This is a genomic window from uncultured Chitinophaga sp. (genome assembly GCF_937898475.1).
Taxonomy (GTDB): Bacteria; Bacteroidota; Bacteroidia; order Chitinophagales; family Chitinophagaceae; genus Chitinophaga.
Map to the genome: position 1 here is coordinate 343,393 of NZ_CALEJS010000011.1, position 26,224 is coordinate 369,616.

Below are 26,224 nucleotides of genomic sequence, written 5' to 3' on the forward strand. Positions count from 1 at the left end.
GTGTAAATAAATTTATTTTTCTTAATTGACTATTAATTTCATCGCCAGCCAGTTATCTTTCTCTACCTGCTCCAGTCTTACCAGACCCTGCAGGGACGCGGATTCCAGGATAGCAGCTTCGTCCTGGGTCATTATTCCGCTCAGCAGTAAATATCCGCCGGGTACCAGCAGCCTGTGCATATCTGCCATGTATTGCAGGAGAATGTTGCGGTTAATATTTGCCAGTATCACATCATAGGGCCCGCTAATGTCTTTCAGGCTATCTGCCTGCCATATACGAATATCCGCGGCCTGGTTCTCCGCAGCATTTTCTTTACTGTTCTCTACGGCCCATTCGTCAATATCAATAGCGTCTGTATGGCCGGCACCCATTTTTTGGGCCAGTATGGCAAGAATGCCCGTACCGGTGCCAAAGTCGAACACTTTTTTGCCTGAAAGGTCCAGCTGCTGCATTAAGCGGATCATGGAAAAAGTGGTAGCGTGGTGCCCGGTGCCGAAAGACATTTTGGGGGTGATCACGATCTCGTGCGTTAACCGCTGCTCAAATGGCGGATGAAAACCTGCCCGTATACCACAAAAATCACCTACCAGCACGGGTTCAAAGTTGCTTTCCCATACCGCATTCCAGTTTTCCTGCTGTATCTCTTCTTTAGCATATGTAAGTCCGGCGGGTTGCAGGATAGCCTCCAGAGCTGCCTGGTCAAAATCTGCGACGGGAATATAGGCGATCAGCTGACCGGTCTTTTCTTCAAATCCTTCATAGGCAGCAGCGCTCAGCTGCGCAATAAGCACATCTGCCTCTGCTGATGTACAGTGGATGGTAATAGCAATGTGTGACATGGCGCAAAGATATCAGATATCTGAGTATGCTGCCGGGTATAAGAAGATGATCTCTGAACGTGAAACGTTGTGCTGGTATTCCGGCTTGGCAGACAGTTCTTTCCAGGCGGGATCACTGCTGAATGCTTTCCAGTGCTCATCACGGGAGGCTTTGTTCTCAAAGGTGGTCATGTACATCAGGTTGGGCATGCGGCTGCCGCTCAGTACTTCTGCATAGAATACGGCGTTAAAGCCCAGGCGTTTGAATATGCCTACTTCATCGCCCTTGTTGAACATCTGCACTTTATTGCGATACAACTTTTCTGTAGGGCCTTCATAGCTGCGCAGCTCATATATACGGTCGGCTTTAGGGCCTTTCAGACCGGGCAGCTGCATTTGCGGCTGACCAGTAAAGGCCTGCAGCAGTATTGTCTCCATCCTCGTATAAGGGACGGCGTTATAGGCGGCATCTATATAAGGCGCGCCTGCAGCGGCGTACTGCTTATCTGCTTCCAGCTGGCGGGGCAGCTGTACAAACTGGTCAAGGGAGCGGTAGGGCACCAGCACATATACGCGCCGGTCAGCAGCGGTATCATTGCCGACTGGTTTAAACACGCCTACTTTACTGATACCTGCCTTGTGAAGGGCAGGTATAAAGGCCTGCTGCAGGTATTGGTCTACAACGCCTTCCTGTGCAGCATCTTTTACATGGTATACCCTGATCTCATAATACTCCCGCTGCGGCGGTTTGGCAACAGCGGTGAATGAGCTCAACATTACAACGGCCAGTAATAAACATAAGGCCAGGCTTCCGTTCAACGGTTTTTCTTGTATCAGCTTTAACATGAAATTTATAAAATGTGTGAGTGGCAAACGGATGCTCAATATAACAGGAAAGATCAACTTTCATAAATAAATGTTATGAGCGGCGGGAAAAACAGCTTTTGCTATTAGCTGTTGGCGGTTAGCGATGGGCACAAAAAAACAGCCGCCCTAATGGACGGCTGCTGGTATGTTTTGCCTCAGCTATAAGCTAACAGCTAATAGCCAACAGCTGTTATTTACTGTTCATCATCTGAAATGAAGGGCACGTCTGTTCTGGGAGGACGAGGGCCTCTGTCGCGGTCGCCACGATCACGATCCCTGTCACCACCACGGGGCGGACGTCCGCCACCACCACCGGGCCTGTCAGAACGATCTGGTCTGTCAGGTCTTTCGGGCCTTTCCACATAACCTTCCGGTTTAGGCATCAGTACCCTGCGGCTAAGTTTGAACTTACCGGTTTTCGGATCGGTACCGGTGAGTTTCACCTTTACTTTTTCGCCTTCGGTCAGTACACCTTCCATTGTTTCAAGGCGTTTCCAGGAGATCTCGGAGATGTGCAGCAGGCCTTGTTTGCCAGGCAGGAACTCTACGAATGCACCGTAAGGCATTACTGATTTTACGGTAGACTCGTATATTTCGCCTACTTCCGGAACGGCTACAATGCCTTTTATCCAGGCGAGGGCTTTTTCCAGGCCTTCTTTCTGTGCAGAGAAGATGCTTACTTCGCCGGTTTCGCCTACTTCCTCGATGTTGATGGTAGTACCGGTTTCGCGCTGGATCTCCTGTATCACTTTACCGCCGGGTCCTATCACAGCACCGATAAATTCGCGGTCGATGATCAGTTTTTCCATGCGTGGCGCATGCGGTTTCGGTTCAGGTCGCGGCGCCGGTATGCAGGCATACATGGCTTCGAGGATGTGTAAACGTCCGCGTAAAGCCTGTGCCAGTGCCTGGCGCATAACGTCCATGCTCAGACCGTCTACTTTAATATCCATCTGGATACCGCAGATACCATCACGGGTACCGGTTACTTTAAAGTCCATATCACCCAGGTGATCTTCATCACCGAGGATGTCTGTCAGCACCGCCCATTTACCATCAGATGCACGGGAGATCAGCCCCATTGCCACACCGGAAACGTGCTTGGGCAAAGGTACACCTGCGTCATGCAGGGCCAGTGAACCGGCACATACGGTAGCCATGGAAGAGGAACCGTTAGATTCCAGGATATCAGAAACCACCCTCACCGTATATGCGTAGCTGTCGCCAGGCATCATCTGTTTCAGTGAGCGCATGGCCAGGTTGCCATGGCCTACTTCCCTGCGGCCGGGGCCACGCATTGGCTTCACCTCGCCGGTAGAGAAGGGAGGGAAATTATAGTGCAGTATGAACTTTGAATATTTCGAGGTGGCAGCATTTTCCAGCAGCAGCTCATCTTCCGGTGTACCCAGGGTAACGGTGGTGAGCGACTGTGTTTCGCCACGGGTAAACAAGGCAGCGCCATGCGGAGAAGGCAGCAGGTCTACCTCCATTGCCAGCGGACGTACCTGGTCAAGGCTACGGCCATCCAGGCGTATAGATTCGTCCAGGATCATGTTACGTACCACTTCTTTCTCAAGATCGTGGAAGTACTTTCCTACCAGCGGCTGATCTTCTTCGGGAAGTTCGCCCAGGGATTCAGTCAGCTCTTCTTCTATTTTATGGAAGGCTTCGCCACGGTCATGCTTGCTGGAAGCAGATTTGGCTACCTGGTATATACGGTCTTTTGCAAACGCAATTATTTTTTCTTTCAGCTCTTCGTTGGTATGCGGCTTGGTGTATTCGCGCTTGGCTGTTGCACCGGCTAACTGGCGCAGTTCTTCCTGAGCTTTCACCTGGATCTTGATGGCTTCGTGCGCCACTTCGATCGCTTTGATCAGGTCTTCTTCGCTACATTCCTTGCTCTCGCCTTCCACCATCATGATGTTCTTGTCAGTGGCGCCAACGATGAAGTCCATATCGGCTTTCTCCAGCTCGGTACGGCCGGGGTTAATCACCATAGCACCGTCTACGCGGGCCACTCTTACTTCAGAGATGATCTCCTGGATAGGCACATCAGATACTGCCAGGGCTGCAGAAGCGGCCAGGCATGCAAGAGCATCGGGCATTACTTCCTTATCAGAAGAAATGAGGGTTACCAATACCTGTACTTCGCAGAAATAATCATCAGGGAACAGGGGGCGCAGGGCGCGGTCTATCAAACGGGAAATGAGTACTTCGTAATCAGATAATTTGCCTTCGCGTTTAAAGAAAGAGCCGGGGATCCGGCCTGCAGAAGCAAATTTTTCCTGGTAGTCAACAGTAAGGGGGAAAAAGCTTTGTCCCGGTTTAGGTTCTTTATTTGCTACAACGGTAGCGAGTAAGATACAGTCACCCAAACGTACGGTAACGGCGCCATCGGCCTGCCGGGCCAGTTTGCCGGTCTCGATCGTAACGATACGGCCGTTTCCTATATCGAATTTTACTGAAATAGGCGCTAGATTCATAAAAAAGTGAGGATTAAAAGGTAATACCTAAAAAAAACTATTCCCAACCTTTCGAAGTTGGGAATAGCGCTATAACATAAATATCGTTATTTTCTGAGACCTAACTTCTCAATCAGCGCTCTGTAGCCGGAGAGGTTAGTTTTAGACAGGTAGGCGAGCAGGCGCTTCCTTTGCCCTACCATTTTCATCAAACCACGATTTGAAGAGAAATCTTTTTTGTTTTGTTTCAGGTGATTGGAAATGCTGGAGATCCGCTCTGTAAGCAGAGCTATCTGGGCTTCAACAGAACCTGTGTTTTTCTCACTTCCGCCAAATTCCTTGAAAATATTGGCTTTCTTTTCAACAGTTAAGTAAGACATCTTAGTTAAAATAATAAAATGATAAAGTTTTTTCGTCGCTATTTTTCCGGTGCAAAGGTAAATTGAATATTTGGATTTAACAATTTCCCCTTTTAATTAAGATTAATAATGTATAATAAATAGTTGTGACAGCATCCATTTCAAGACACATCTCCCGCAATCCTTAATTATTAGTTATTCATTATTAACTACTTCATGCAAAATTGATGGCCGCATTATCGATCACCTGCCCGTTTTCGGTACGGAGTACCCGGGACGGGAATTTTTGCAGCACAATATAGTCATGGGTAGCCATTACGATGGCGGCCCCATCCTCCCGGCAGATACGGAACAGCAGCTGCATAATGCCATCAGAGGTCTCTGGGTCGAGGTTACCGGTGGGTTCGTCTGCCAGTATCAGCTTAGGCGAATTGAGCAGGGCCCGGGCAATATCCACCCTTTGCTGCTCCCCGCCGCTCAGCTCATAGGGCATCTTAAAACCCTTGGTGCCGAGGCCTACCTTATCCAGCACGTCTGCGATCTTATCTTCCATCAGCTTGTTATCCTGCCAGCCGGTGGCCTTGAGAACAAACTTCAGGTTGTTATGTACATTACGGTCTGTAAGCAGTTGAAAGTCCTGGAACACCACACCCAGGTTACGGCGCAGGTAAGGCACTTTTTTCCAGTCCATTTTCTTCAGGTCAAAGCCTACTACCTGGCCGGCGCCATCCCTCAGGGACAGATCGCCATACAGGGTTTTCAAGAGGCTGGACTTACCGGTACCGGTTTTACCGATCAGATAAACAAACTCTCCTTTGTTCACTGTGATATTCACATCCGACAAAATCAACGAATTTCCCTGGTATATACTGGCATTGGATAGTTGTAAGATGGGTTGTTCCTCCATTGTAAGTCCTACGTTTATAATAATGCCAGCAAAAATAAATGAATATCGGGGTTAAGCCATCTTTTTATATAAAAACTAAAAAAATAGTTGTCAAACTAACTAATTAGTTATACATTTGAATAGGAAGATCGATCCTCCATTTCCCCGGCCGGGGTAACTTTTAACTGAAGCAACATGTCAACATCACCATCAAAAACACTTACAAAGGCAGAAGAACAGATCATGCAGGTACTATGGCAAAGGGGGCCTTCTTTTGTAAAAGAAGTGATAGATGAGCTACCCGAGCCCAAGCCACATTACAATACCATCTCTACCCTGATCAAGATACTGGTGGAAAAAGGCTTTGCTGACTTCAAGGCTTTCGGCAAATCCCACCAGTATTATGCGCTGATCAGCAAGGAAGAGTACAGCCGTAAAACGGTAAAGCAACTGGTAAAAGGCTATTTTGAAGGCTCTTACAGCAACCTCATCTCCTTCTTCGTACAGGAAAAGGACCTGAGCGTAAACGACCTGGAAAAACTGCTCAAACAAATCAAGGACGCTCAAAACAAGTAAGCGATGTCACCTGTGATATTTTATCTGCTGAAAATGCTGCTGTGCTCCGGCATCCTGTATGCCTACTACCATGTAGCATTACGTAATAACCGCTTTCACCAGTGGAACCGTTATTACCTGCTGCTGGCCACCCTGCTGTCGCTTGTACTGCCGCTGCTGCAGCTGCCCATGCCTTTTTCAGGCCGGGAAGCCCCGGTGATCAGCGCCTACACCACCCGTATCATTACCCTGCGGGAGTTTATCCTGAAGGCGCCATCGACCGCCCCTGCGGTGAACTACCTGCAGCTGGCGTGGTACGGCTATGCGGTGGTAACGCTTTTGCTGCTGGCGCGCACCGCCTATGGCTGCTGGAAAATCAGCCGGCTGATCAGGAACAACACGGTACAGCAATTGCCTCCCTGCCGCTTTATACAAAGCGACCAGGTAAAGGCGCCTTTCTCCTTTTTCAGGTACATATTCTGGACGCGGGATATGAGCCCGGATAGTGCAGACGGGCAGCAGATACTGCAGCATGAACTGGCGCATGTAACGGAGCAGCACAGTATTGATAAGCTTTTGATGGAGCTGGTGTGCGCCATCTGCTGGATAAACCCCTTTTTCCATCTCTTTAAAAGGGAACTGGCAGTGGTGCATGAATTCATTGCCGACAAACAGGCGGCAGGCGGAAAGGTGGCTGACTATGCGCAGGTGATCCTGCAGGTAAGCCTGCAAAGCGGGCAGCTGTCCTTTACCAACCATTTCTTTCGTCATCCCATTCAACGCAGGATCAATATGCTCCTTCGTCAAAAATCAAACTTCACTATCATGAAAAAACTCATTGCATTACCTATCATAACAGGATTGATTATTTTCATCAGCTGCAAACAGCAACCGGAGGCGGCGCCCAAACCAGACGCTACCAATATTACGGTTGAGCAGCTGGAAGCCATGAACGGCGAGGATATTAAATCTATCAGCATGACCGACAACATCGCCATACTGGGAACGGCGGATGGTAAAAAGTACCGGGTAAACCTGGAGGGGACTAAATACGATTTCAGGAAACTGAACCAGAAAATAAGCAGCGTTAAAAGCGAGGTATTCACCTTTGTAGACCAGCCTCCTGTTTTCCCGGGCGGAGAAGAGGCGCTGGCGGTATATCTCAGTAAAAACATCCGTTACCCGAAAACTGCCGTAGAAAAGAAAATTACCGGGACTATTTTTGTGCAATTCGTGGTAGATGCCTATGGCACCATAAAGGATGCGAAGATAGTAGGCCAGTATAAAGGCGGCGGACTGGAAGAAGAATCACTGCGGGTGGTGAACTCTATGCCCAAGTGGATACCTGGCAAGCAAAACGGCAATAAAGTAGCGGTAATGTTCAACCTGCCGATAAGATATACGCTGGAAGACAATAACAAACTTTCATTGCTGGCCCCCTTCCTGCTTTTTAAGCAAGCTAAAGACTGCTGATAAACAGCCTTGCTGACCGAAAAAAGATGATACTAATTTAACAGCAACAGGCGGAGCATAGCAAAGCCTGTGTGAAGCCTGGAAGAAGACTGTTTAAAAAGCATAGTACCGTTCTTTTTTTGGTCAGCGTTTCCAGCTATCTGCCTACTCATACACAAAGACGCCATACTCACTCTTCACGGTCACCTTTTTAGCCGGCGCCGCTTCTACCCTGCCTATCACCTGGGCGTCTATATTAAAGCTTTCAGAGATCGCTATTATATCCTGCGCAATACTTTCAGGCACATATATTTCTATGCGGTGCCCCATATTGAACACTTTATACATTTCCTGCCAGGCGGTACCAGATTGTTCCTGGATGAGGCGGAACAGCGGGGGTGCGGCAAACAGGTTATCCTTGATCACATGCAGGTTTTCTATAAAATGCAGCACCTTGGTCTGAGCGCCGCCGCTGCAATGTACGATCCCGTCTATCTGCGAACGGTATTTTGAGAGGATCTGCTTTATAACGGGCGCGTATGTACGTGTAGGTGACAGTACCAGTTTAGCGGCGTCTATCTGTCCGAAGCCGGGTATCTCCACCTTATCGGTCAGGGCTTTTTTACCGCTGAACACCAGCTCCTGCGGAATACCGGGATCAAAGGTTTCGGGATAGGCCTGAGCCACCGATTTATTGAACACATCGTGACGGGCAGAGGTAAGGCCATTGCTGCCCATACCACCGTTATATTCTTTCTCATAGGATGCCTGTCCAAAGGAGGCCAGTCCTACCACCACGTTGCCCGCCTGTATCCGGTGGTTGGAGATCACCTCCGCGCGTTTCATACGGCAGGTAACGGTAGAATCCACTATAATAGTACGTACCAGGTCGCCCACATCGGCAGTTTCGCCACCGGTGGAGTAAATGCTGATGCCATAGCTGCGCAGCTCTGCCAGGATTTCTTCTGTGCCGTTGATGATAGCGGCGATCACCTCGCCGGGGATAAGCTGTTTATTACGGCCGATGGTAGAGGAAAGTAATATATTTTCTGTAGCGCCTACACAGAGCAGGTCGTCTATGTTCATGATGATGGCATCCTGTGCGATGCCTTTCCATACGCCCAGGTCGCCGGTCTGTTTCCAGTAGGCATAGGCCAGGGAAGATTTGGTGCCGGCGCCATCGGCATGCATAATATTACACCAGGCTTCGTCACCACCCAGTATATCGGGTACTATTTTACAGAATGCTTTGGGAAAAAGGCCTTTATCAATATGCTTAATGGCGTTGTGCACATCTTCTTTATCGGCAGAAACACCCCGTTTGGCGTAGAGATCCTGATTCATGCCGCAAAAGTAATAGATTCTGCCCAGTTCTCATGGCAATCGTACAAATACAAAAAATCTGGGTTAGATTTGCACGGCATTTTAGACCCGTTATTCAGTTTTATGCAGGTTCACAGGGAACTATCACAATTGCCGGATTTTCGTAATGCAGTTATTACCATTGGTACATTTGACGGCGTGCATACCGGTCACCGGTATATCCTGCAGCAGCTGCAGCAGGCTGCCCGGGCCGTGAACGGAGAAACCGTGATCGTCACGTTTGACCCGCACCCCCGTGAGGTACTTGCCCCGGGCGATAAAAAGGTACGCCTGCTGACTACCCTGGATGAGAAGATCGCACTGCTGTCACGTGAGGGAATTGACCACCTGGTAGTAGTACCCTTTACCAGGGCCTTTTCAGCGCTCTCCGCCCGGGCCTACCTGGAAGATTTCCTGATAGCCCGTTTCAAACCGCACACTATTATCATTGGCTACGATCACCGCTTTGGGCACAACCGCGAAGGCGGACTGGAACTGCTGGAAGCAGAACAGCACCAGTATGGTTTTGAGCTGATAGAAATACCGCAGCAGGTGGTGCACGACCTGGCAGTAAGTTCTACCAAAATCAGGAACAGCCTGCTGGAAGGTAATATTCCCCTGGCCAATGAGCTGCTGGGTTATCCTTATTTCATGGAAGGAACGGTGATACACGGAGATAAAATGGGCAGACAACTGGGTTATCCTACCGCTAACCTGCAGTTACCCGATGAACGTAAGCTGATACCCTCCGAAGGCATCTATGCCGTAAAAGTAAATACTACGCTGCATGCGGTAATGAGCATTGGCACCCGGCCCACCTTTAATGGCGCGGACCTCCGGCTGGAAGTGCATCTGTTTGATTTTAACAGGGAAATTTATGGCGAGCAGCTGCAGGTAACGTTCATTGACTTTATCCGTCACAGCCGGAAGTTTGACAGTGTGGAGGCCCTGATAGCCCAGATGAACCAGGACAGTGAAAAAGCGCGGGCGATACTGTCTGCTTAACTCATCATCTTATACATCAGCTCCTTCATCAGTTCTCCGTCTTCTACTCCGCTATCGTTGATACCGATGCTGCGCAGGTTATAGTTATGTAGCAGCAGGATAGCCTTTTCAGTACCTTCTGCTCCATACTGACGGGCGGCCGCCATATAGTCTTTTACAAAAAAGGGATGTACGCTGAGGGTGGCGGCAATTTCCTTCTCTCCTCCCTTTACACCGAAAACCAGATTCACTTTACTGAAGAAGTTATACAGGGCAGGGATCACCATCTGCACCGGACCTGCCTTGGGGTTGGCGGCAAAATAACGGATGATGCGCATCACCTTTGTAAAGTCTTTCTGACCAACAGCGTTCTGGAGTTCAAATACGTTGTACTCTTTACTGATACCTACGTATTTCTCAATATCCCCTTCGTCGATCTTTTTACCATCCGGCAGGTTTACCAGCAGTTTATCTATTTCGTTGGAGATGCGGGAGAGGTCATTGCCGATATGATCTACCAGCAGGATGCAGGCTTTCTGGGAGATGGCCCGGCCCAGTTCACTTACGTATACTTCCACCCATCCCGGCAACTGGTTGTCGTATAATTTCTTGGTGCTGAGCAGCACGCCCTTTTCCTTTATCAGCTTGGCCAGCTTGCTGCGCCCGTCTATTTTACCCTGCTTATGAGCCACAACAAATATGGTGGAGGCCAGCGGGTTGTCAATATAGGGCTCCAGCTTCAGCAGGTCTCTCATGGCCTGGGCCTCTTTGAGTATGACCACCTGTCTTTCCGCAAACATGGGATAACGGCGGCAGGCATTGATCACGGTGCTCCAGTCGGTATCTTTTCCGTACAGGATGGTCAGGTTAAAACCTCTTTCCTCTTCGCTGAGCAGGTGATGCTCGGCATAGTTACTTATCTGGTCTATAAAAAAATCTTCTTCTCCTTCCAGCCAGTACAGGGGGCGGAACTTTTTCTGTTTCCAATCTTTTATGATATCCTGATATTCCATATTGACCAATAAAAACTATTTAACAATCACTACCTCATCCTCCTTCAGGAGGGGTACGCCTTTAAAACGCAGTATCAGCTGGGCTACGGCCGCAACATCTTTCTGGCAGTAGGTAGCAATGCGGGGCAGGTCTTTGTCCTGCCAGTATACCTTAGCCACCATGCTGCCATCTATATCATCTTTGGGCGTAGGTATGCCCAGTATGGCTGTCAGCAGTTTCAGCGAGGTATAGTTCTTATAATCTCCAAAACGCCAGAGGTGGAGGGTATCCAGCATGGGCAGTTCCCAGGGTTTAAAGCCATGCAGTTGTAAAGGCTGGGGCAAAGATAGCTGTTGGATGATAGAACGCCTACAGATATATGGGATATCGAACTCCCTGATATTATGACCAGCAAACTGAAAGCGGGGGAATTTGTTATGAAATTTATTCACTAATTCTAAAAAACTGCTTAATACAACCGCCTCATCATCATCATAAAATGATTTGAGCCGTAGGTGGTACCTGTTATTTTCCAAGGCAAAAAACCCGACCGAAATACAGATCACTTTACCAAATTCCGCATATATACCTGCCTTACTGGCATAGTCTTCTGCCGCATTTACTGAATCTGGCGCAGTTTTTGTTATTTTTTCCTGCCATAGACTTTGGAGCTGCTGTGGCAGGTACTCAAAAGCCGCCACACCAGGGGTTGTTTCTATATCTAGCAACAGTAATTGATCTAAAGCAACGTTAGGTAGCACTGAAAAAATCCTATTTAAAAGTTTGTGAATTACAGCATTAAAAAAGTTATTTTTGTATAACGTTTTTTAACCATATAACAATTAAACATAAAACAAACATTCTATGACTGAGAACACATTCAACACGCCTGCCCCGGGATCTTCCGGTTCTGAAAAACCGCGTAGCCGTAACGGACTAATATACGGTATTCTGATTGCAGCATTAGCAGGTACCTGGATATACATGTTGTACGACAAAAATAAGACTAACGAGACCATCGTACAACAAGGCACTCAGATAGATTCCATTTCTTCTTCACGCGATGCATTGCAACAGGAATATAACGCCGCCAACGCACGTCTGGATGACCTGATCTCACAGAACAGCCGTATGGACAGCCTGGTGAAGACCAAAGATAAAGAACTGGCTGATGTGAAAGCCCGCATCCAGAGCATACTGGCCAACAAAAATGCTACCCAGTCCGAACTGGCTGAGGCCCGCAGGCTGATAGAACAACTGAAAACAAATATTGCCGGATACCAGGAAACCATTGAACGCCTGGAAGGTGAAAAACTGGTGCTGGCAGGTGAAAGGGATGTAGCCCGCAGGGAAAGGGATTCTGTAGGCGTGGTGAAAGACAGCCTGAATAAAGAGGTAAGCCTGGGTTCTGTACTGCACGCCAGCAACATTAAACTGCAGCCCATCCAGGTAAAAAAGAACGGTAAGGAAGTAGAAACGTCCAAGGCTAAACGCGCAGACATGATGCGTGTGATCTTTGACCTGGATGAAAACAGGATTGCACCCACCGGCGATAAAGAGATCTATGTGGCCATCACTGCCCCTGACGGTTCACCGCTGGCAGTAGAAGCACTGGGTTCCGGGCGTTTCTCACTGGAAGATGGTACAGAGAAACTGTACACTGCCAAGAAAACGGTTGCCTATGTAAAGGGTGAAAAACAAACCGTAAGCATGGACTGGAAACAGAATTCTGATTTCAAACCGGGCGATTACAGCGTTGAGATCTATCACAACGGCTTCCGCATCGGTCAGGGTAAGGTAAACCTGAGAAAAGGCGGCTTGTTCTAAAAATATGAAGAGATAATAGTTCTCCGTTTATTCAATAATACTACCGGTAACGCTCCAGGGTTCAACCTTTGGAGCGTTACCTTTTTAGGGCGGGGCTCCAATTGTTAACGATTGGTTATTGGTAAATCCTGATACATGAAAATATATATAATTTAACGTTATTTGCTCCTCGGAATAAACCCTTTCTGCATAGTGATGTGAATAAAGTAAATCCTATTTACCACACGCTGTTTTACCTACATACTGCGCAACTGTTCTGCTAATAACGCCCTGATCGCCATAAAACCTAATGAATGGGAACAACTAAATTATTGTATGTAGTTGATGATGATGAGATATTTCATTTTATCATTAAACGGCTGCTAGGACAGCAGGACAAGTACAGGCAACAGCTGAGCATCGCTTCTTTTCTATCCGCAGAAGACGCCCTGGATCAGCTGCACCGGCCAGCAAACGCCTATCCTTCCCTGATCATACTGGATATGAATATGCATAGTATGGACGGCTGGGGGTTTATAGAGGGTTACCGTAGCATGCAGGCCCGTTTTGGCCTTAACATTCCCATTATAATGTGTTCTTCTTCAATGGATATACGGGATATTCAGAAGGTGGAGGCAACACCGGAGCTGGCGGCCTATATTACAAAACCCCTGGATAACAATAAGCTGAAGATAATAGAGAAGTACCTGGGATGAGCTTTTAGCTGTTAGCTATTAGCTGGTGGCTGAAAGCCAGTAACTAATAGCTAAACAGCCAGTGGCTAGCGGCTAACCGCTAATTCACCATACATTTCCTCACGGAGGGCTCTTACCCTTGCATCATCCAGGTATTCATCGAAGGTTGTGAGCCTGTCAATAACACCTTTGGGCGTGATCTCAATGATACGGTTAGCCACAGATTGCATGAAGGTATGGTCGTGCGTGGTAAAGAGCACTATACCTTTAAAGTTGTTCATGCTTTCGTTGAATGATTGTATAGATTCCAGGTCGAGGTGGTTGGTAGGCTCGTCCAGCACTACTACGTTGGGATCCTGCAGCATCATGCGGCTGATCATACAACGCACTTTTTCTCCGCCGCTCAGTACACTGGTCTTTTTCATGATATCGTCACCGCTGAACAGCATTTTACCCAGGAAGCCACGCAGGAAGGGCTCATCCACATCAGTAACGTGCGGAGGCACAAACTGCCGCAGCCAGTCCATCAGGTTCAGGGAAGTATCCTCGAAATACTTGGCGTTGTCGTTAGGCAGATAGGCTTTGGTAACGGTGGTGCCCCATTCAAACTTACCGCCGTCTGCAGTCTGTTCGCCATTAATGATCTCAAAGAAAGTAGTTAATGCCAGGTGATCCTTGGAAAGGAAGGCGATCTTATCACCCTTATTTACGGTAAAGCTTACATTGCTGAAAAGGGTACGGCCGTCTACTGCTTTCTCAAGTTTCTCGATGTTCAGTATCTGGTTGCCCACTTCGCGCAGCTGCTTGAAGATGATACCTGGATATTTACGGTTGGAAGGCTGGATCTCTTCTATCACCAGCTTTTCCAGGGCTTTCTTACGGGAAGTAGCCTGCTTGCTCTTGGAAGCGTTGGCGCTGAAGCGGGCGATAAAGTCCATCAGGTCTTTCCGCTTTTCTTCCAGTTTCTTGTTCTTATCAGACTGTTGTCTTGCGATCAACTGGGAAGATTCGTACCAGAAAGAGTAGTTACCGGTGAAGATCTGGATCTTGCTGCGGTCTACATCTGCCACGTGGGTACAAACGGCATCCAGGAAGTGACGGTCGTGGGATACTACGATCACGATGTTCTCATAGTCTGCCAGGAAGTTTTCCAGCCAGCCGATAGTTTCTACGTCCAGGTCGTTGGTGGGCTCATCCAGCAGCAGGATGTCAGGGTTACCAAACAGCGCCTGTGCCAGGAGCACACGCACTTTCAGGCTGCCTGCCAGTTCTTTCATCAGCACGTTATGCAGCTCTTCCTTCACACCCAGGTCGCCCAGCAGGGCGCCGGCATCGCTTTCTGCCGTATAACCGCCCATTTCGCCATACTCTCCTTCCAGTTCGCCAGCCCTGATACCATCCTCTTCGGTGAAATCAGCCTTGGCGTAAATGGCGTCTCTTTCTTTAGCTATTTCCCACAGGCGTTTATTGCCCATCAGCACTGTATTCAGTACTGTTGTCTCATCAAACTCAAAGTGGTTCTGCTTCAGAACACTCATGCGTTCTCCGGGAGTGATCTCCACACTACCTTTATTCGGCTCTATCTCGCCGGACAATATCTTCAGAAAGGTAGATTTACCGGCGCCGTTGGCTCCGATCACCCCGTAACAGTTACCTTTGGTGAAATTGAGGTTTACTTCATCAAACAATACCCGTTTGCCGTAGGAAAGCGATATATTTCTAACACTAATCATGCTGGCTAATGAAATTTAAGGCGCAAAGTTACGAAATAGTTTCAGTTTGATCTTTGTTAAATTGGTACGGGATATGTTAAAAAACCTGATATGGAAACGTATGAAAAGCTGATACTTAAAGAAGTAAAACGCTGGCAACGCAATATGCAGCGGGATCCCTCACTGCCGGGCCGGCTGGCCAAACGGGTACAGGACCGTATCAACCGCATTATCCCGGAAAAAGTGCACCAGGCTTTTACCGTGGCCATCAAGCAGATGACGCGGGCTGTACTGTACGGAGCGGGCTTTACCGTAAAAGAGCCACAGCCTGTGAACGAGCTGATACTAACGGAAGAGCGGGTACGGGAACGCATCGCCTTCTATAAAACAGCTACCGCCACCGAAGGCGCTATTACAGGCGCGGGGGGCATCTTACTGGGACTGGCTGATTTTCCCCTCTTCCTGACCCTTAAAATGAAGATGCTTTTTGATATAGCCGCCCTGTATGGTTTTGACGCCAATACCTACCAAGAGCGTGTATACATGCTGTATATCTTCCAGCTTACGTTTTCCAGTCAGCACCTGCGCAATAAAACCTACCCGCTGATGGCCAGATGGGAAACCTACAGCCAGGAGATGCCGGAAGATATCAATGCCTTTGACTGGCGGAAATTTCAGCAGGAATACCGCGACTACATTGATATTGCGAAAATGCTGCAGCTGATGCCCGGCATCGGTGCCGTTGTAGGGGCCGTAGTGAACCACCGCCTTACAGACAAGCTGGGCAGCAGTGCCATGAACGCTTACCGCATGCGTATACTGAAGGTTTAACTATCTTTACCACTCAATCCTAATCATCACTATATGACCTCCTACGAGCAGATATTCGAGAACAACAAAAAATGGGTGGCTTCCAAACTGGCCGGCGACGCACAATTTTTTGAGCGCCTGGCCAAAGATCAGCAACCGGACTACCTGTACATAGGCTGCAGCGACAGCCGGGTACCTGCCAACGAGATTATGGGCCTGGACGCCGGTGAACTATTTGTACATCGCAATATTGCCAACCTGGTGAACAGTATTGACCTGAACGTGATGTCAGTGATCAATTATGCGGTAAGGCAACTGGGGGTAAAACATATCATTGTTTGCGGACATTATAACTGCGGAGGCGTAAAAGCCGCCATGACGGCGCAGGATCTGGGCCTGCTGAACCCCTGGCTGCGTAACATCCGCGATGTATACCGCCTTCACCAGGAAGAGCTGGACAACATCCAGGACAATACCCAGCGTACCAACCGCCTGGTAGAGCTGAACGTGCAGGAACAATGCCTGAATGTGATCAAAACCGCGGTGGTACAACAATCCTACCTGGCCAAGGGATACCCTACCGTACACGGCTGGGTGTATGACCTGCACAACGGTCTGCTGGTAGACCTGAAGATCGACTTTGAAGGCCTGCTGCACGAGATACAGCGGATATACGACCTCACAGGAAAGGGAATGCAGTTTTAAATATTACCAATGACACAGGGACCTATCGGCGTTTTTGATTCCGGCTATGGCGGGTTAACCGTATTGAAAGAAATAATAGCAGAGCTGCCGGAGTATGACTATTGCTACCTGGGAGACAATGCCCGCACACCATACGGTAACCGCGGCTTTGAAACCATACATGCCTATACGCTGGATTGTGTGCAGCATCTCTTCCGGATGGGCTGCCCACTGGTGATACTGGCCTGCAATACGGCGTCTGCCAAAGCGCTGCGTACCATCCAGCAGAAAGACCTTCCCCGCATAGCGCCAGACCGCCGCGTACTGGGGGTTATCAGGCCTACTACAGAACTGGTGGGCACCTTAACGCAGACCGGCGAGGTGGGCATACTGGCTACCAACGGTACGGTGGCTTCAGACTCCTATCCTATCGAGATCAATAAATTCTTTCCGCATGTGAAAGTATACCAGGAAGCTTGCCCCATGTGGGTGCCCCTGGTAGAGAATAATGAGCATGAAGGCCCTGGCGCGGATTATTTTGTGAAGAAACACCTGGATCATATACTGAGCGAAGCGCCCAATATCGATACCCTGGTTCTAGGTTGCACGCATTACCCGTTACTGATGGGCAGGATCAGGGAATACCTGCCGGGGGGCATTACCGTACTATCCCAGGGTAAGATAGTGGCACACAGCCTGAAAGACTACCTGCGCCGCCATCCTGAAATGGAGGTACGCCTGAGCAAAAACCAGGACCACCGGTTCTTTACCACTGATGATTCCCGGATATTTGACCGTATGGCAGCCACCTTCTTTGGGAAAACAGTACAATCACAGCACCTGGCACTGTAAAACCCAAATACCAAAATTTAAATTTCCGGACGCCTCGTTTACAAGCAGGCCGTGAAAGGTTTGCGTTTTGGAATCTGGATTTTGGTATCTGGAATTTATTTATGCTCCTCGAGTTTTAACAGGAAAGCATATTCCAGCGCTGTTTTATGTAAGGATTTAAAACGGCCGGAAGCGCCGCCATGACCGGCTTCCATATCGGTTTGGAGCAGCAGCAGGTTGTGATCGGTTTTAAGCTCGCGCAGCTTGGCTACCCATTTGGCAGGTTCCCAGTATTGTACCTGGGAATCATGCAGGCCTGTGGTGACCAGCATATTGGGATATGCTTTGCTGGTAACATTATCGTAGGGAGAATAGCTCTTCATATACTCGTACGAATCCTTATTCTTGGGATTACCCCATTCATCGAATTCGCCGGTGGTCAGAGGTATGCTTTCGTCGAGCATGGTGGTGACCACATCTACAAACGGTACGCCTGCAATTACGCCGTGCCACAGGTCGGGCCGCAGGTTCACTACGGCGCCCATCAGCAATCCGCCGGCGCTGCCGCCCTGGGCATATAGATGAGCAGGGGATGTGTATTGTTGGGACACCAGGTATTCTGCACAGGCAATGAAATCAGTAAAGGTGTTCATTTTTTTGAACATCTTTCCATCTTCGTACCACTGGCGGCCCATCTCCTCTCCTCCCCTGATATGTGCAATTGCATATACAAAACCACGGTCCAGCAGGCTTAAGCGGTTACTGCCAAAGGCAGGTTCCATACTGAAGCCGTAAGAGCCGTAACCGTACAGCAACAGCGGACTTTTACCATTTCTTTCAAATCCCTTTTTGTATACCAAAGAGACGGGTACTTTCACGCCGTCTTTTGCAGTAGCGTATACACGCTCTGTTACGTACTTGGCGGGATCATAGCCACCTAATACTTCCTGCCTTTTCTTTAGTTCGCTTTTACGCGTCTCCATGTTATAGTCATACACAGAGTTGGGAGTGGTCAGGGAGGTGTAGGTATAGCGCAGTTCTTTGGTATCCAGCTCAGGATTAATGCTGATACCAGCTACATAGGCAGGTTCGTCAAAGTGCAGGTAATGGTCCTGCCCGTTGCGCAGGTTCATGATATGCAATTGTGAAAGACCGGCTTTACGTTCTCCCAGTACAAGGTAGTCTTTGAACACTTCGAAGTTCTCCAGCAACACATCTGTACGGTGGGGCATTACCTCTTTCCAGCTGGCCATACCGGTTTTGTTCAGCGGGCTTTCCATCAGCCTGAAGTTGGTGGCCTGCCAGTTGGTGCGGATATAAAAGCGATCATCGAGATGTTCGATATCATACAACACATCTTTCTGCCTTGGTTGAAAAACGTGGAAAGCACCTGTTGGTTTATCCGCTTCCAGTATCCTGTACTCTGAAGAAAGGGTGCTGGATGATGCGATCAGGATGTATTTACCGGATTTACTGCGGCTTACATCCACATCAAAGGTCTCATCATCTTCCAGGTATACCTGGTAATCTGCAGCGGCTTCCGCTCCCAGCTGATGACGCAGGATGCGTTCGGCCCGAAGGGTTTCGGGGTGCTTGCGGGTATAAAAGAATGTTTTGTTATCACTGGCCCATGCCACGCCACCCGTGGTTTCGGGGATGGCATCGGCCAATATCTTACCTGAGGCCAGCTCCTTTACATGGATGGTATATTTGCGGCGGCTCAGTGTGTCTACACCAAAAGCAAGCAGGTTATTGTCAGGGCTTATGCTAAGGCCTGTAACATGATAATAGGCATGCCCTTTGGCCAGCTCATTTACGTTCAGGATCACTTCTTCCTCAGCTTCAGGGCTTCCCTTTTTGCGGCAATAAATAGGATATTCTTTACCGGTTTCATAACGGGTAAAATAGTAGTAGCCATTTTTCAGATAGGGCGCAGTGGCATCTGCTTCCATGATACGGCCGCGCATTTCTTCATACAGGCTTTCACGTAGTTTCCGCTGCGGTTGCATGATCGTGTCCAGGTAGGCGTTCTCCGCCTGCAGGTAGGCAATCACTTTAGGATCTTCCCGGTTGTTCATCCAGAAATAATTATCCGTGCGGGTATCTCCGTGAATAGTGAGTTCCTTGGGTATTTTAGGCGCTTGCGGCGGCGCAATGCTGATCTGTTCAGACATAGTTTTCTTTTTCTCCTGGCAGCCCCCCGCTATAACCAGTAATGAACAATTAATAATTAAAAACCGGAGGAGCTGTGCTGCGTTAGACATTTGTATTGCAATTATTAATTGTTAATTATTAATCCTTGATTAAATGACCTGCATTTTTTCTGCGTCCCAGTTGATCACCTGTTTTTTGAAATAGCTCTCATTGGTAAGCAGCGCGGGCCCGGCAGCACGTAGTCCGAAGGTAGCATCCTCCACCACCGTTTTACCGGAACGCATGGCTTCAAAGAAATTCACGAAGTGATCGAGGCGGTCGTCATAACCTGCGGGTGCTGCAAATTTGCTTTCAGAGGTGTCTGCCTTGCGGGTGTTGGGAGGATATCTGGCGTTGTACTGTTTCTCGAATGCGGCCTGCTGCTCCTTTGTAAAGGTATTGTAGGTATCCCATCCCCCGTATCCGGGAGCTGCGGGCAGTTTGTGCTTTTTGATACGGAAATCATTCCAGCCCATATCCAGTACACCTTCTGTACCAATGAAACGGGTTTGTTCACCACCGCCGCTGCCATCGGCAAAGTTTACGCGCAGTGTTGCCTGGAAGGCAGGATGGTCTTTGGTTTCAGGGTAATCAAAGATAGCCACTACCACATCGGGCACATCGCGGCCGTCTTTCCACTGCACCAGGTTACCGCTGGCAAAAATACGGCTGGGGCCCAGTGCGCCGGTGATAAAGTGCAGGCCTGAGATAAGGTGCACAAACAGGTCTCCTGGTATGCCGGTACCGTAGGCCTGGTAGTTGCGCCAGCGGAAAAAGCGCACCGGGTCAAAGGGAACTTTGGCGGTATCCTTCAGGAAGGTGTCAAAGTCAATGTTTTTAGGACTGGCATCCGGGGGAATGGAATACTGCCAGGCGCCCAGTGCATCATGCCGGTCGTATCGGGCCTCCACCACATTGAGCTGGCCGATTTCGCCGGCCAGGTATTTCTTACGTGCTTCGGCAAGGGCAATGCTGCTTACCCGCTGACTGCCCACCTGGAACACAGCCTTCGTTTTTTGTTGTGTAGCAATTACCTGGTGGCCTTCTTCTATCTGCTGTACCATCGGTTTTTCGCAATACACGGCCTTTCCCTTTTCCATTGCCTGTATAGAGATGGTATCATGCCAGTGATCGGGCGTAGCCACAATAACGGCATCTATATCCTTGCGTTCCAGCAGCTCACGGTAGTCGCGGGTGGTGAAAACGCTGGCGCCATACACTTCTTTTACTTTCTGCAAATGCCCCTCATACAGATCGGCAGCGGCTACAAATTCCACACCGGGCACTTTCAGGGCGGTATCTACATCGCCAAAGCCCATGATACCCATCCCTACGCAGGCGATGCGTATCTTGTCGTTAGCAGAAATACGGGTTTCCGGCTGTAACAAATGAACCTGCTCTTTACCCAGCGCTGCCAGCGGACCTGCCCCCAGTATAGCGGCAGTACTGCCCAGCTGCTTAATGAACTTCCTACGGGAATTACCTGACATAAGCTGTTTTTTTTACACGTGGATAGATGGATTTATAATAATAACAAGAAATCGGAAGATAGACAATTTGTTGTTGAAAGGCGGTAAAATGAGCTGCTGTGAGCCGTGGAATCCGGTTGTTGGGCTAAAAAATCAAAGGGTTTGAGTACTGGATATCCAGCGCTCAAACCCTTAAACCATCTATTGGAAATACTTTATTTCTCGTACGTAAAGCCAGACCTGATGAACTCGCGGTTCAGGCGGGCAATATTGGTGAGCGAGATCTCTTTGGGACATTCCGCTTCGCAGGCGCCCGTATTGGTACAGCTGCCGAAACCTTCTTTATCCATCTGGGCCACCATGTTCAGCGCCCTGGTGCTTCTTTCAGGGTCACCCTGTGGCAGGAGCGCCAGCTGGGATACCTTGGCAGATACAAAGAGCATTGCTGAAGAGTTCTTACAGGCTGCTACGCAGGCGCCGCAACCGATACAGGCAGCAGCAGCAAAAGCAGCATCTGCTTTATCTTTCGGAATGGGTATTGCGTTGGCGTCTACTGCATTACCAGTGTTTACAGAAATGTAACCGCCGGCTTCAATGATACGGTCAAAAGCGCCCCTGTCTACCGTAAGATCTTTCAGCACCGGGAAAGCAGATGCTCTCCAGGGTTCTACGGTAATGGTGTCGCCATCTTTGAAGGCGCGCATGTGCAGCTGGCAGGTAGTGGTACCGGCCCAGGGACCGTGCGCACGGCCGTTAATATGCATGGAACACATACCGCAAATACCTTCACGGCAGTCATGATCGAATGCTATCGGTTCTTTTCCCTCATTGATCAGGCGTTCATTCAGCACATCAAACATTTCCAGGAAAGACATTTCGGAAGAAATATCCTGTACCTGGTAAGTCTCAAACCTGCCCTGATCATTCTTATTTTTTTGCCTCCACACTTTTAATGTGAGGTTCATTGTATAATGTTCCATTGTTATGGCTGTATTATAGTAAAAAAAGTGTCCTGAATTTTACTGAAGAGCTGTTGGCATTTAGCTGTCTAAAAGCTAAGCGCTGACAGTCAGCAGCTATTTATATGAGCGTTGAGTAGGCTTGGCCTCTTCGAATATCAATGGTTCTTTGTGCAGTTCGTAGGAACTGTCTCCTTTATATTCCCAGGCGGCTACGTACGCAAAGTTGGCATCGTCGCGCAGTGCTTCCCCCTCTTCCGTTTGAGATTCTTCGCGGAAGTGGCCACCGCAGGATTCCCGGCGGTTCAGGGCGTCAATGCACATCAGTTCGCCCAGCTCCAGGAAGTCGGCTACACGGCCGGCTTTCTCCAGTTCAGGATTGAACTCGTCTGCCGTACCCGGTATACGCACATCCTTCCAGAATTCGGCGCGGAGCGCTTTGATCTCTTCGATAGCTTCCTTCAGGCCTTTTTCGTTACGGGCCATACCGCATTTATCCCACATGATCTTGCCCAGTCTTCTATGGAAAGAATCTACTGATTTGGTGCCTTTGATGCTCATCAGGCGATCGATATTGGCTTTCACCTGCTGTTCTGCTTCCACAAAAGCCGGATGGTCTGTGGGGATCGCTTTGGTACGGATCTCGTCTGCGAGATAGTTACCGATTGTATAAGGGATCACAAAGTAGCCGTCTGCCAGACCCTGCATCAATGCAGAAGCGCCCAGGCGGTTAGCGCCGTGATCAGAGAAATTGGCTTCGCCCAGTGCATACAGACCGGGAACGGTGGTCATCAGCTCATAGTCTACCCAAAGGCCGCCCATGGTATAGTGAACAGCGGGGTAAATACGCATGGGTACTTCGTAAGGATTTTCACCGGTGATCTTCTCATACATTTCGAAGAGGTTACCGTATTTCTCGGCTACCACTTCCACGCCCAGCTGTCTTACCAGCTCAGGAGAGGGTGAATGTACGCCGCGCTTACCAGCTTCGATCTTGCCGTAGCGCTCAATTGCTGCCGCGTAATCCAGGTATACTGCCTGTTTGGAGCTGCCCACACCGTAGCCGGCGTCGCATCTTTCCTTAGCGGCCCTGGAAGCCACATCGCGCGGTACCAGGTTACCAAATGCAGGGTACCTTCTTTCCAGGTAATAATCCCTTTCATCTTCAGGTATATCGGCAGGCTTGCGGTTATCGTCTTTTTTCTTGGGCACCCATATGCGGCCGTCGTTACGCAGCGATTCAGACATCAGCGTCAGTTTGGACTGATGATCGCCGGAAACGGGGATACAGGTAGGGTGGATCTGTGTATAGCAGGGATTGCCAAAGAAAGCGCCTTTCCTGGTAGCTTTCCAGGCTGCTGTTACGTTAGAGCCCATTGCGTTGGTAGACAGGAAGAATACGTTGCCGTAACCACCGCTGGCCAGCAGCACTGCGTGACCAAAGTGACGTTCCAGTTTACCGGTGATCAGGTCGCGGGCGATGATGCCGCGGGCTTTGCCGTCGATCTTTACGATCTCCAGCATTTCATGGCGGTTGTAGAGGGTAACGTTACCCAGGGCTACCTGGCGTTCCAGTGCAGAGTAAGCGCCCAGCAACAGCTGCTGGCCCGTCTGGCCGGCTGCATAGAATGTACGCTGTACCTGAGTACCACCGAAAGAGCGGTTGCTCAGCAGGCCGCCATATTCGCGGGCAAAGGGAACACCCTGCGCCACGCACTGGTCAATGATATTACCGCTCACTTCAGCCAGGCGGTGTACGTTGGCCTCACGGGCGCGGTAGTCACCGCCCTTTACGGTATCATAAAACAGGCGATATACAGAGTCGCCATCGTTCTGGTAGTTTTTGGCAGCGTTGATACCACCCTGTGCTGCAATACTGTGCGCACGGCGGGGGCTGTCCTGAAAGCAGAAAGCTTTAACCTTATAACCCAGTTCACCCAGGGAAGCCGCTGCTGAAGCGCCTGCCAGGCCGGTACCCACTATGATCACTTCCAGTGAACGCTTGTTTGCAGGGTTCACCAGTTTACAATGACCTTTATAATTCTCCCATTTCTTATCTAAAGGGCCTGCAGGAATTTTTGCATCCAACATATATATCGTGCTTTACTGAATTAATGATTGAATAATATATACACGGGAATAATGGCAAAACCGATGGGAATCAGTATTCCAAACAGCCATACCCCAACAAAGCTGATCAAACCATTGTATTTCACATGGTTCAGACCAAAGGTCTGGAAAGCGCTTTTAAAGCCGTGGATCAGGTGGAAAGACAGGCCGATCATTCCTATCACATAGATGATCACCCACACCGGGTTCTCAAAAACCTGCCATACAATGCTGTACAGATCCTTGATAGGCTCTCCGTTTGCTTCATAGCTGATGGTAGGCAGCTCTGCATAGTGGAACTTTGCCCAGAAGTCAGCCAGGTGGATAACGATGAAGACCAGGAGGATACTGCCCATTACAGCCATCTGGCGGCTGTACCAGGAGGAGGTTTGGTTACCGGCGCTGATCGCATACTTCACCGGGCGTGCCCTGCGGTTACTGAAAGTAAGCTGCAAGGCAATAAGTGCGTGTAATACGATCACTATTTTAAGGCCCCAGGCTATGAACTGGATCAGGCTGTTGTGCCCCATGAATGCGGCATAGGTATTGAAGGCCTTACCACCGTCCTTATACAGGAGCTGGATGTTACCTGCCAGGTGCACCAGCACAAAACTGCAAAGGAAAAAACCGGTAGCGCCTACTAATAATTTCTTGCCAATGGAGGTGTTAAAGAATTGTGACCACTTCATATAAAATTCTGAGCTTCCTTATAAGTTATATGATAAAAATGAAAATATTTCGAAACGTCGGGCAAATTTAACGCAGGAAAAATTAAATCCAAATGATATTTCTCAGTTTTCAGAAGGCCGCCTACTCCAGGCGCCTCATCATCACATTGTCAATCATATTATACAAATGTTGCGGTTGATAGGTGCGCCATTTGTCGTTTTCAAGCAGGTGAACGTAGTTATCCAGATGAGCTTTCATGAATTCCTGGCGGGTCTGCTGCGGCATATTGAGGCTGAGTATCCAGCCGCCATCGTCGCGGATATCCTCCCACCATTCTTCGTAGTAGCAATCGTCTGAAGAGTGAAAGTTCATGACATTCTCGGTAATAAGGATGAACTTTTTGATGCCCTGGGAGATCATGATATCAATCACCTCCCGTTTAAGGGTCATTACATCATTCTCTATCGCGTCATTCCATTCTCCCAGCAGCTCTATGATGGCAAAGTTGAAGTGATAGTCTGCAAACAGGATCTTCATGTACAGCGTACGCGACCCGAATTCATCCCATTGGGGATGCACATAGTAGTTGTATACCGTATTGGTGAATTCAAATTCACTGTATTCCCGGCCATAGAACGGCGAAAGCTCGTCCTCCTCTGCAGTATACAAATGCCGCCAGTTATAATATGGTTCTATATCGTGCATGGGTTTCCCGGCAAAGTTAAGGCATCTTACCATATTCCTCCACCGCCTTTCTGACGCTGCCTGCCTTCAGCAGCCATTCTCTGGCGGTGTCATAATCCTTCAGCTGCAGCTTTTCCATCAGCATTTTCACGCCGCGGTCTACCAGCTTATCATTGCTGAGCTGCATATTTACCATTTTGTTATCTTCTACCCTGCCCAGCTGAATCATCACAGCGGTAGAGATCATATTCAATACCAGTTTCTGTGCTGTACCGCTTTTCATACGGGTGCTGCCGGTAATGAACTCCGGTCCTACCACTACCTCCACGGGATAGTCTGCTGCGGCAGACAGGGGGGCATCCGGGTTACAGCAGATGCTGCCGGTAATGATCCCTTCCTCCCGGCACTTCAGGAGTGCGCCTATAACATAAGGGGTGGTGCCGCTGGCGGCAATACCCACTACCACATCTTTTTCGGTGATGTTAAATTCGAGCAGGTCTTTCCATCCCTGCTCACGATCATCTTCTGCAAACTCCACCGCCTTGCGGATAGCGCTGTCGCCCCCGGCGATGATGCCTATTACCAGGCCATGCGGCACGCCAAAAGTAGGCGGACATTCTGAAGCATCCACAATACCCAGTCTGCCGCTGGTGCCTGCGCCCAGGTAGAACAAACGCCCGCCAGCCAGCATTTTATCTGCAATGACCGCAACCAGCTTCTCTATCTGCGGGACCACCTTTGCAACCGCCTGGGGCACGGTCTGGTCTTCCCTGTTGATATTGGTCAATAACTCCGTTATGCTCATTTGTTCGAGATGACGGTAGTGAGAGGTTTGTTCAGTTACTTTTACAAAAGACATTATTT

The 26,224-nt window shown here is 49.1% G+C and carries 24 protein-coding genes; 8 read left to right on the top strand and 16 right to left on the bottom strand.

Translation table 11 applies throughout. From position 1 onward, the window contains the following. Positions 1 to 21 precede the first annotated feature (21 nt). The 5 genes from prmA to Q0577_RS03060 all read right to left on the bottom strand — a co-directional run bounded on the left by prmA (position 22) and on the right by Q0577_RS03060 (position 5,414). The gene (gene prmA / locus Q0577_RS03040) at positions 22 to 840 is read right to left on the bottom strand and encodes a 50S ribosomal protein L11 methyltransferase (protein WP_298732671.1); all 819 of its coding nucleotides are present in this window, start codon (positions 838 to 840) and stop codon (positions 22 to 24) included. Positions 841 to 852: 12 nt separating this feature from the next. Beyond that, positions 853 to 1,665, bottom strand: a complete 813-nt coding sequence (locus Q0577_RS03045) for an NIPSNAP family protein (RefSeq protein WP_298732673.1) — start codon at positions 1,663 to 1,665, stop codon at positions 853 to 855. Positions 1,666 to 1,880: 215 nt separating this feature from the next. Next, complete coding sequence (locus Q0577_RS03050; RefSeq protein WP_298732675.1) at positions 1,881 to 4,169, bottom strand: polyribonucleotide nucleotidyltransferase; 2,289 nt, start codon at positions 4,167 to 4,169, stop codon at positions 1,881 to 1,883. An 86-nt stretch (positions 4,170 to 4,255) separates the two neighbouring features. After that, complete coding sequence (rpsO, locus tag Q0577_RS03055; RefSeq protein WP_298732677.1) at positions 4,256 to 4,528, bottom strand: 30S ribosomal protein S15; 273 nt, start codon at positions 4,526 to 4,528, stop codon at positions 4,256 to 4,258. Between the two features lie 193 nt (positions 4,529 to 4,721). Continuing rightward, entirely contained in the window at positions 4,722 to 5,414 is a 693-nt protein-coding gene (locus Q0577_RS03060; RefSeq protein WP_298732679.1) for an ATP-binding cassette domain-containing protein, read from the bottom strand. A 174-nt stretch (positions 5,415 to 5,588) separates the two neighbouring features. On the opposite strand from Q0577_RS03060, the gene Q0577_RS03065 reads away from it, so the two are divergent. Further along, positions 5,589 to 5,969 (top strand): BlaI/MecI/CopY family transcriptional regulator, encoded by a 381-nt coding sequence (locus Q0577_RS03065; protein WP_298732681.1) that lies wholly within the window; start codon positions 5,589 to 5,591, stop codon positions 5,967 to 5,969. Between the two features lie 3 nt (positions 5,970 to 5,972). After that, positions 5,973 to 7,421: a M56 family metallopeptidase gene (locus Q0577_RS03070; RefSeq protein WP_298732683.1), complete on the top strand. Its 1,449-nt coding sequence runs from the start codon at positions 5,973 to 5,975 to the stop codon at positions 7,419 to 7,421. 144 nt (positions 7,422 to 7,565) lie between these two features. On the opposite strand, the gene Q0577_RS03075 is transcribed toward Q0577_RS03070, so the two are convergent. After that, entirely contained in the window at positions 7,566 to 8,744 is a 1,179-nt protein-coding gene (locus Q0577_RS03075; protein ID WP_298732685.1) for an AIR synthase related protein, read from the bottom strand. A gap of 102 nt (positions 8,745 to 8,846) precedes the next feature. On the opposite strand from Q0577_RS03075, the gene Q0577_RS03080 reads away from it, so the two are divergent. Beyond that, on the top strand, positions 8,847 to 9,767 hold the full coding sequence (locus tag Q0577_RS03080) for a bifunctional riboflavin kinase/FAD synthetase (protein WP_298732687.1): 921 nt from the start codon (positions 8,847 to 8,849) through the stop codon (positions 9,765 to 9,767). Here the strand turns inward: Q0577_RS03080 and holA are convergent. Beyond that, entirely contained in the window at positions 9,764 to 10,759 is a 996-nt protein-coding gene (gene holA, locus Q0577_RS03085) for a DNA polymerase III subunit delta (RefSeq protein ID WP_298732689.1), read from the bottom strand. The genes Q0577_RS03080 and holA overlap by 4 nt on opposite strands. A gap of 15 nt (positions 10,760 to 10,774) precedes the next feature. Next, positions 10,775 to 11,500, bottom strand: a complete 726-nt coding sequence (locus Q0577_RS03090) for a ribonuclease H-like domain-containing protein (RefSeq protein WP_366883772.1) — start codon at positions 11,498 to 11,500, stop codon at positions 10,775 to 10,777. A gap of 103 nt (positions 11,501 to 11,603) precedes the next feature. On the opposite strand from Q0577_RS03090, the gene Q0577_RS03095 reads away from it, so the two are divergent. Then, a complete protein-coding gene (locus tag Q0577_RS03095; protein ID WP_298732693.1) occupies positions 11,604 to 12,566 on the top strand; it encodes a hypothetical protein in 963 nt (320 codons plus the stop codon). 293 nt (positions 12,567 to 12,859) lie between these two features. Then, complete coding sequence (locus Q0577_RS03100) at positions 12,860 to 13,261, top strand: response regulator (RefSeq protein WP_298732695.1); 402 nt, start codon at positions 12,860 to 12,862, stop codon at positions 13,259 to 13,261. Positions 13,262 to 13,326: 65 nt separating this feature from the next. Here the strand turns inward: Q0577_RS03100 and Q0577_RS03105 are convergent, their stop codons facing one another. Further along, positions 13,327 to 14,973, bottom strand: coding sequence for an ATP-binding cassette domain-containing protein (locus tag Q0577_RS03105; protein ID WP_298732697.1), 1,647 nt, complete (start codon positions 14,971 to 14,973; stop codon positions 13,327 to 13,329). A gap of 90 nt (positions 14,974 to 15,063) precedes the next feature. Here Q0577_RS03105 and Q0577_RS03110 point away from each other — a divergent pair, with 90 nt between their 5' ends. Genes Q0577_RS03110 through murI form a run of 3 tightly spaced genes read left to right on the top strand, consistent with a single transcriptional unit; the run spans position 15,064 to position 17,298 of the window. Next, positions 15,064 to 15,783 (top strand): EcsC family protein, encoded by a 720-nt coding sequence (locus Q0577_RS03110; protein ID WP_298732699.1) that lies wholly within the window; start codon positions 15,064 to 15,066, stop codon positions 15,781 to 15,783. Between the two features lie 33 nt (positions 15,784 to 15,816). Next, positions 15,817 to 16,467, top strand: coding sequence for a carbonic anhydrase (locus Q0577_RS03115; protein ID WP_298732701.1), 651 nt, complete (start codon positions 15,817 to 15,819; stop codon positions 16,465 to 16,467). A gap of 9 nt (positions 16,468 to 16,476) precedes the next feature. Beyond that, positions 16,477 to 17,298 carry a glutamate racemase gene (gene murI, locus Q0577_RS03120; protein ID WP_298732703.1) on the top strand — a complete coding sequence of 274 codons (822 nt, stop codon included), beginning with the start codon at positions 16,477 to 16,479 and terminating at the stop codon, positions 17,296 to 17,298. 95 nt (positions 17,299 to 17,393) lie between these two features. Here the strand turns inward: murI and Q0577_RS03125 are convergent, their stop codons facing one another. The 7 genes from Q0577_RS03125 to murQ all read right to left on the bottom strand — a co-directional run bounded on the left by Q0577_RS03125 (position 17,394) and on the right by murQ (position 26,219). Further along, positions 17,394 to 19,451 (bottom strand): S9 family peptidase, encoded by a 2,058-nt coding sequence (locus Q0577_RS03125; RefSeq protein WP_298732705.1) that lies wholly within the window; start codon positions 19,449 to 19,451, stop codon positions 17,394 to 17,396. Positions 19,452 to 19,580: 129 nt separating this feature from the next. Beyond that, complete coding sequence (locus Q0577_RS03130) at positions 19,581 to 20,960, bottom strand: Gfo/Idh/MocA family oxidoreductase (protein WP_298732706.1); 1,380 nt, start codon at positions 20,958 to 20,960, stop codon at positions 19,581 to 19,583. A 194-nt stretch (positions 20,961 to 21,154) separates the two neighbouring features. Further along, complete coding sequence (locus tag Q0577_RS03135) at positions 21,155 to 21,919, bottom strand: succinate dehydrogenase/fumarate reductase iron-sulfur subunit (RefSeq protein ID WP_298732708.1); 765 nt, start codon at positions 21,917 to 21,919, stop codon at positions 21,155 to 21,157. A gap of 96 nt (positions 21,920 to 22,015) precedes the next feature. Continuing rightward, a complete protein-coding gene (locus Q0577_RS03140) occupies positions 22,016 to 23,989 on the bottom strand; it encodes a fumarate reductase/succinate dehydrogenase flavoprotein subunit (RefSeq protein WP_298732711.1) in 1,974 nt (657 codons plus the stop codon). Between the two features lie 20 nt (positions 23,990 to 24,009). Continuing rightward, positions 24,010 to 24,696, bottom strand: coding sequence for a succinate dehydrogenase cytochrome b subunit (locus tag Q0577_RS03145; RefSeq protein WP_298732713.1), 687 nt, complete (start codon positions 24,694 to 24,696; stop codon positions 24,010 to 24,012). A gap of 121 nt (positions 24,697 to 24,817) precedes the next feature. After that, on the bottom strand, positions 24,818 to 25,381 hold the full coding sequence (locus tag Q0577_RS03150) for a hypothetical protein (protein ID WP_298732715.1): 564 nt from the start codon (positions 25,379 to 25,381) through the stop codon (positions 24,818 to 24,820). Positions 25,382 to 25,397: 16 nt separating this feature from the next. After that, positions 25,398 to 26,219: an N-acetylmuramic acid 6-phosphate etherase gene (gene murQ, locus Q0577_RS03155; RefSeq protein ID WP_298732717.1), complete on the bottom strand. Its 822-nt coding sequence runs from the start codon at positions 26,217 to 26,219 to the stop codon at positions 25,398 to 25,400. Between the last annotated feature and the right edge of the window lie 5 nt (positions 26,220 to 26,224).

Coding starts and splice junctions, on each gene's coding strand:
- prmA (WP_298732671.1), bottom strand. CDS start 840: ATGTCACACATTGCTATTACCATCCACTGTACATCAGCAGAGGCAGAT.
- Q0577_RS03045 (WP_298732673.1), bottom strand. CDS start 1,665: ATGTTAAAGCTGATACAAGAAAAACCGTTGAACGGAAGCCTGGCCTTA.
- Q0577_RS03050 (WP_298732675.1), bottom strand. CDS start 4,169: ATGAATCTAGCGCCTATTTCAGTAAAATTCGATATAGGAAACGGCCGT.
- rpsO (WP_298732677.1), bottom strand. CDS start 4,528: ATGTCTTACTTAACTGTTGAAAAGAAAGCCAATATTTTCAAGGAATTT.
- Q0577_RS03060 (WP_298732679.1), bottom strand. CDS start 5,414: ATGGAGGAACAACCCATCTTACAACTATCCAATGCCAGTATATACCAG.
- Q0577_RS03065 (WP_298732681.1), top strand. CDS start 5,589: ATGTCAACATCACCATCAAAAACACTTACAAAGGCAGAAGAACAGATC.
- Q0577_RS03070 (WP_298732683.1), top strand. CDS start 5,973: ATGTCACCTGTGATATTTTATCTGCTGAAAATGCTGCTGTGCTCCGGC.
- Q0577_RS03075 (WP_298732685.1), bottom strand. CDS start 8,744: ATGAATCAGGATCTCTACGCCAAACGGGGTGTTTCTGCCGATAAAGAA.
- Q0577_RS03080 (WP_298732687.1), top strand. CDS start 8,847: ATGCAGGTTCACAGGGAACTATCACAATTGCCGGATTTTCGTAATGCA.
- holA (WP_298732689.1), bottom strand. CDS start 10,759: ATGGAATATCAGGATATCATAAAAGATTGGAAACAGAAAAAGTTCCGC.
- Q0577_RS03095 (WP_298732693.1), top strand. CDS start 11,604: ATGACTGAGAACACATTCAACACGCCTGCCCCGGGATCTTCCGGTTCT.
- Q0577_RS03100 (WP_298732695.1), top strand. CDS start 12,860: ATGGGAACAACTAAATTATTGTATGTAGTTGATGATGATGAGATATTT.
- Q0577_RS03105 (WP_298732697.1), bottom strand. CDS start 14,973: ATGATTAGTGTTAGAAATATATCGCTTTCCTACGGCAAACGGGTATTG.
- Q0577_RS03110 (WP_298732699.1), top strand. CDS start 15,064: ATGGAAACGTATGAAAAGCTGATACTTAAAGAAGTAAAACGCTGGCAA.
- Q0577_RS03115 (WP_298732701.1), top strand. CDS start 15,817: ATGACCTCCTACGAGCAGATATTCGAGAACAACAAAAAATGGGTGGCT.
- murI (WP_298732703.1), top strand. CDS start 16,477: ATGACACAGGGACCTATCGGCGTTTTTGATTCCGGCTATGGCGGGTTA.
- Q0577_RS03125 (WP_298732705.1), bottom strand. CDS start 19,451: ATGTCTGAACAGATCAGCATTGCGCCGCCGCAAGCGCCTAAAATACCC.
- Q0577_RS03130 (WP_298732706.1), bottom strand. CDS start 20,960: ATGTCAGGTAATTCCCGTAGGAAGTTCATTAAGCAGCTGGGCAGTACT.
- Q0577_RS03135 (WP_298732708.1), bottom strand. CDS start 21,919: ATGGAACATTATACAATGAACCTCACATTAAAAGTGTGGAGGCAAAAA.
- Q0577_RS03140 (WP_298732711.1), bottom strand. CDS start 23,989: ATGTTGGATGCAAAAATTCCTGCAGGCCCTTTAGATAAGAAATGGGAG.
- Q0577_RS03145 (WP_298732713.1), bottom strand. CDS start 24,696: ATGAAGTGGTCACAATTCTTTAACACCTCCATTGGCAAGAAATTATTA.
- Q0577_RS03150 (WP_298732715.1), bottom strand. CDS start 25,381: ATGCACGATATAGAACCATATTATAACTGGCGGCATTTGTATACTGCA.
- murQ (WP_298732717.1), bottom strand. CDS start 26,219: ATGTCTTTTGTAAAAGTAACTGAACAAACCTCTCACTACCGTCATCTC.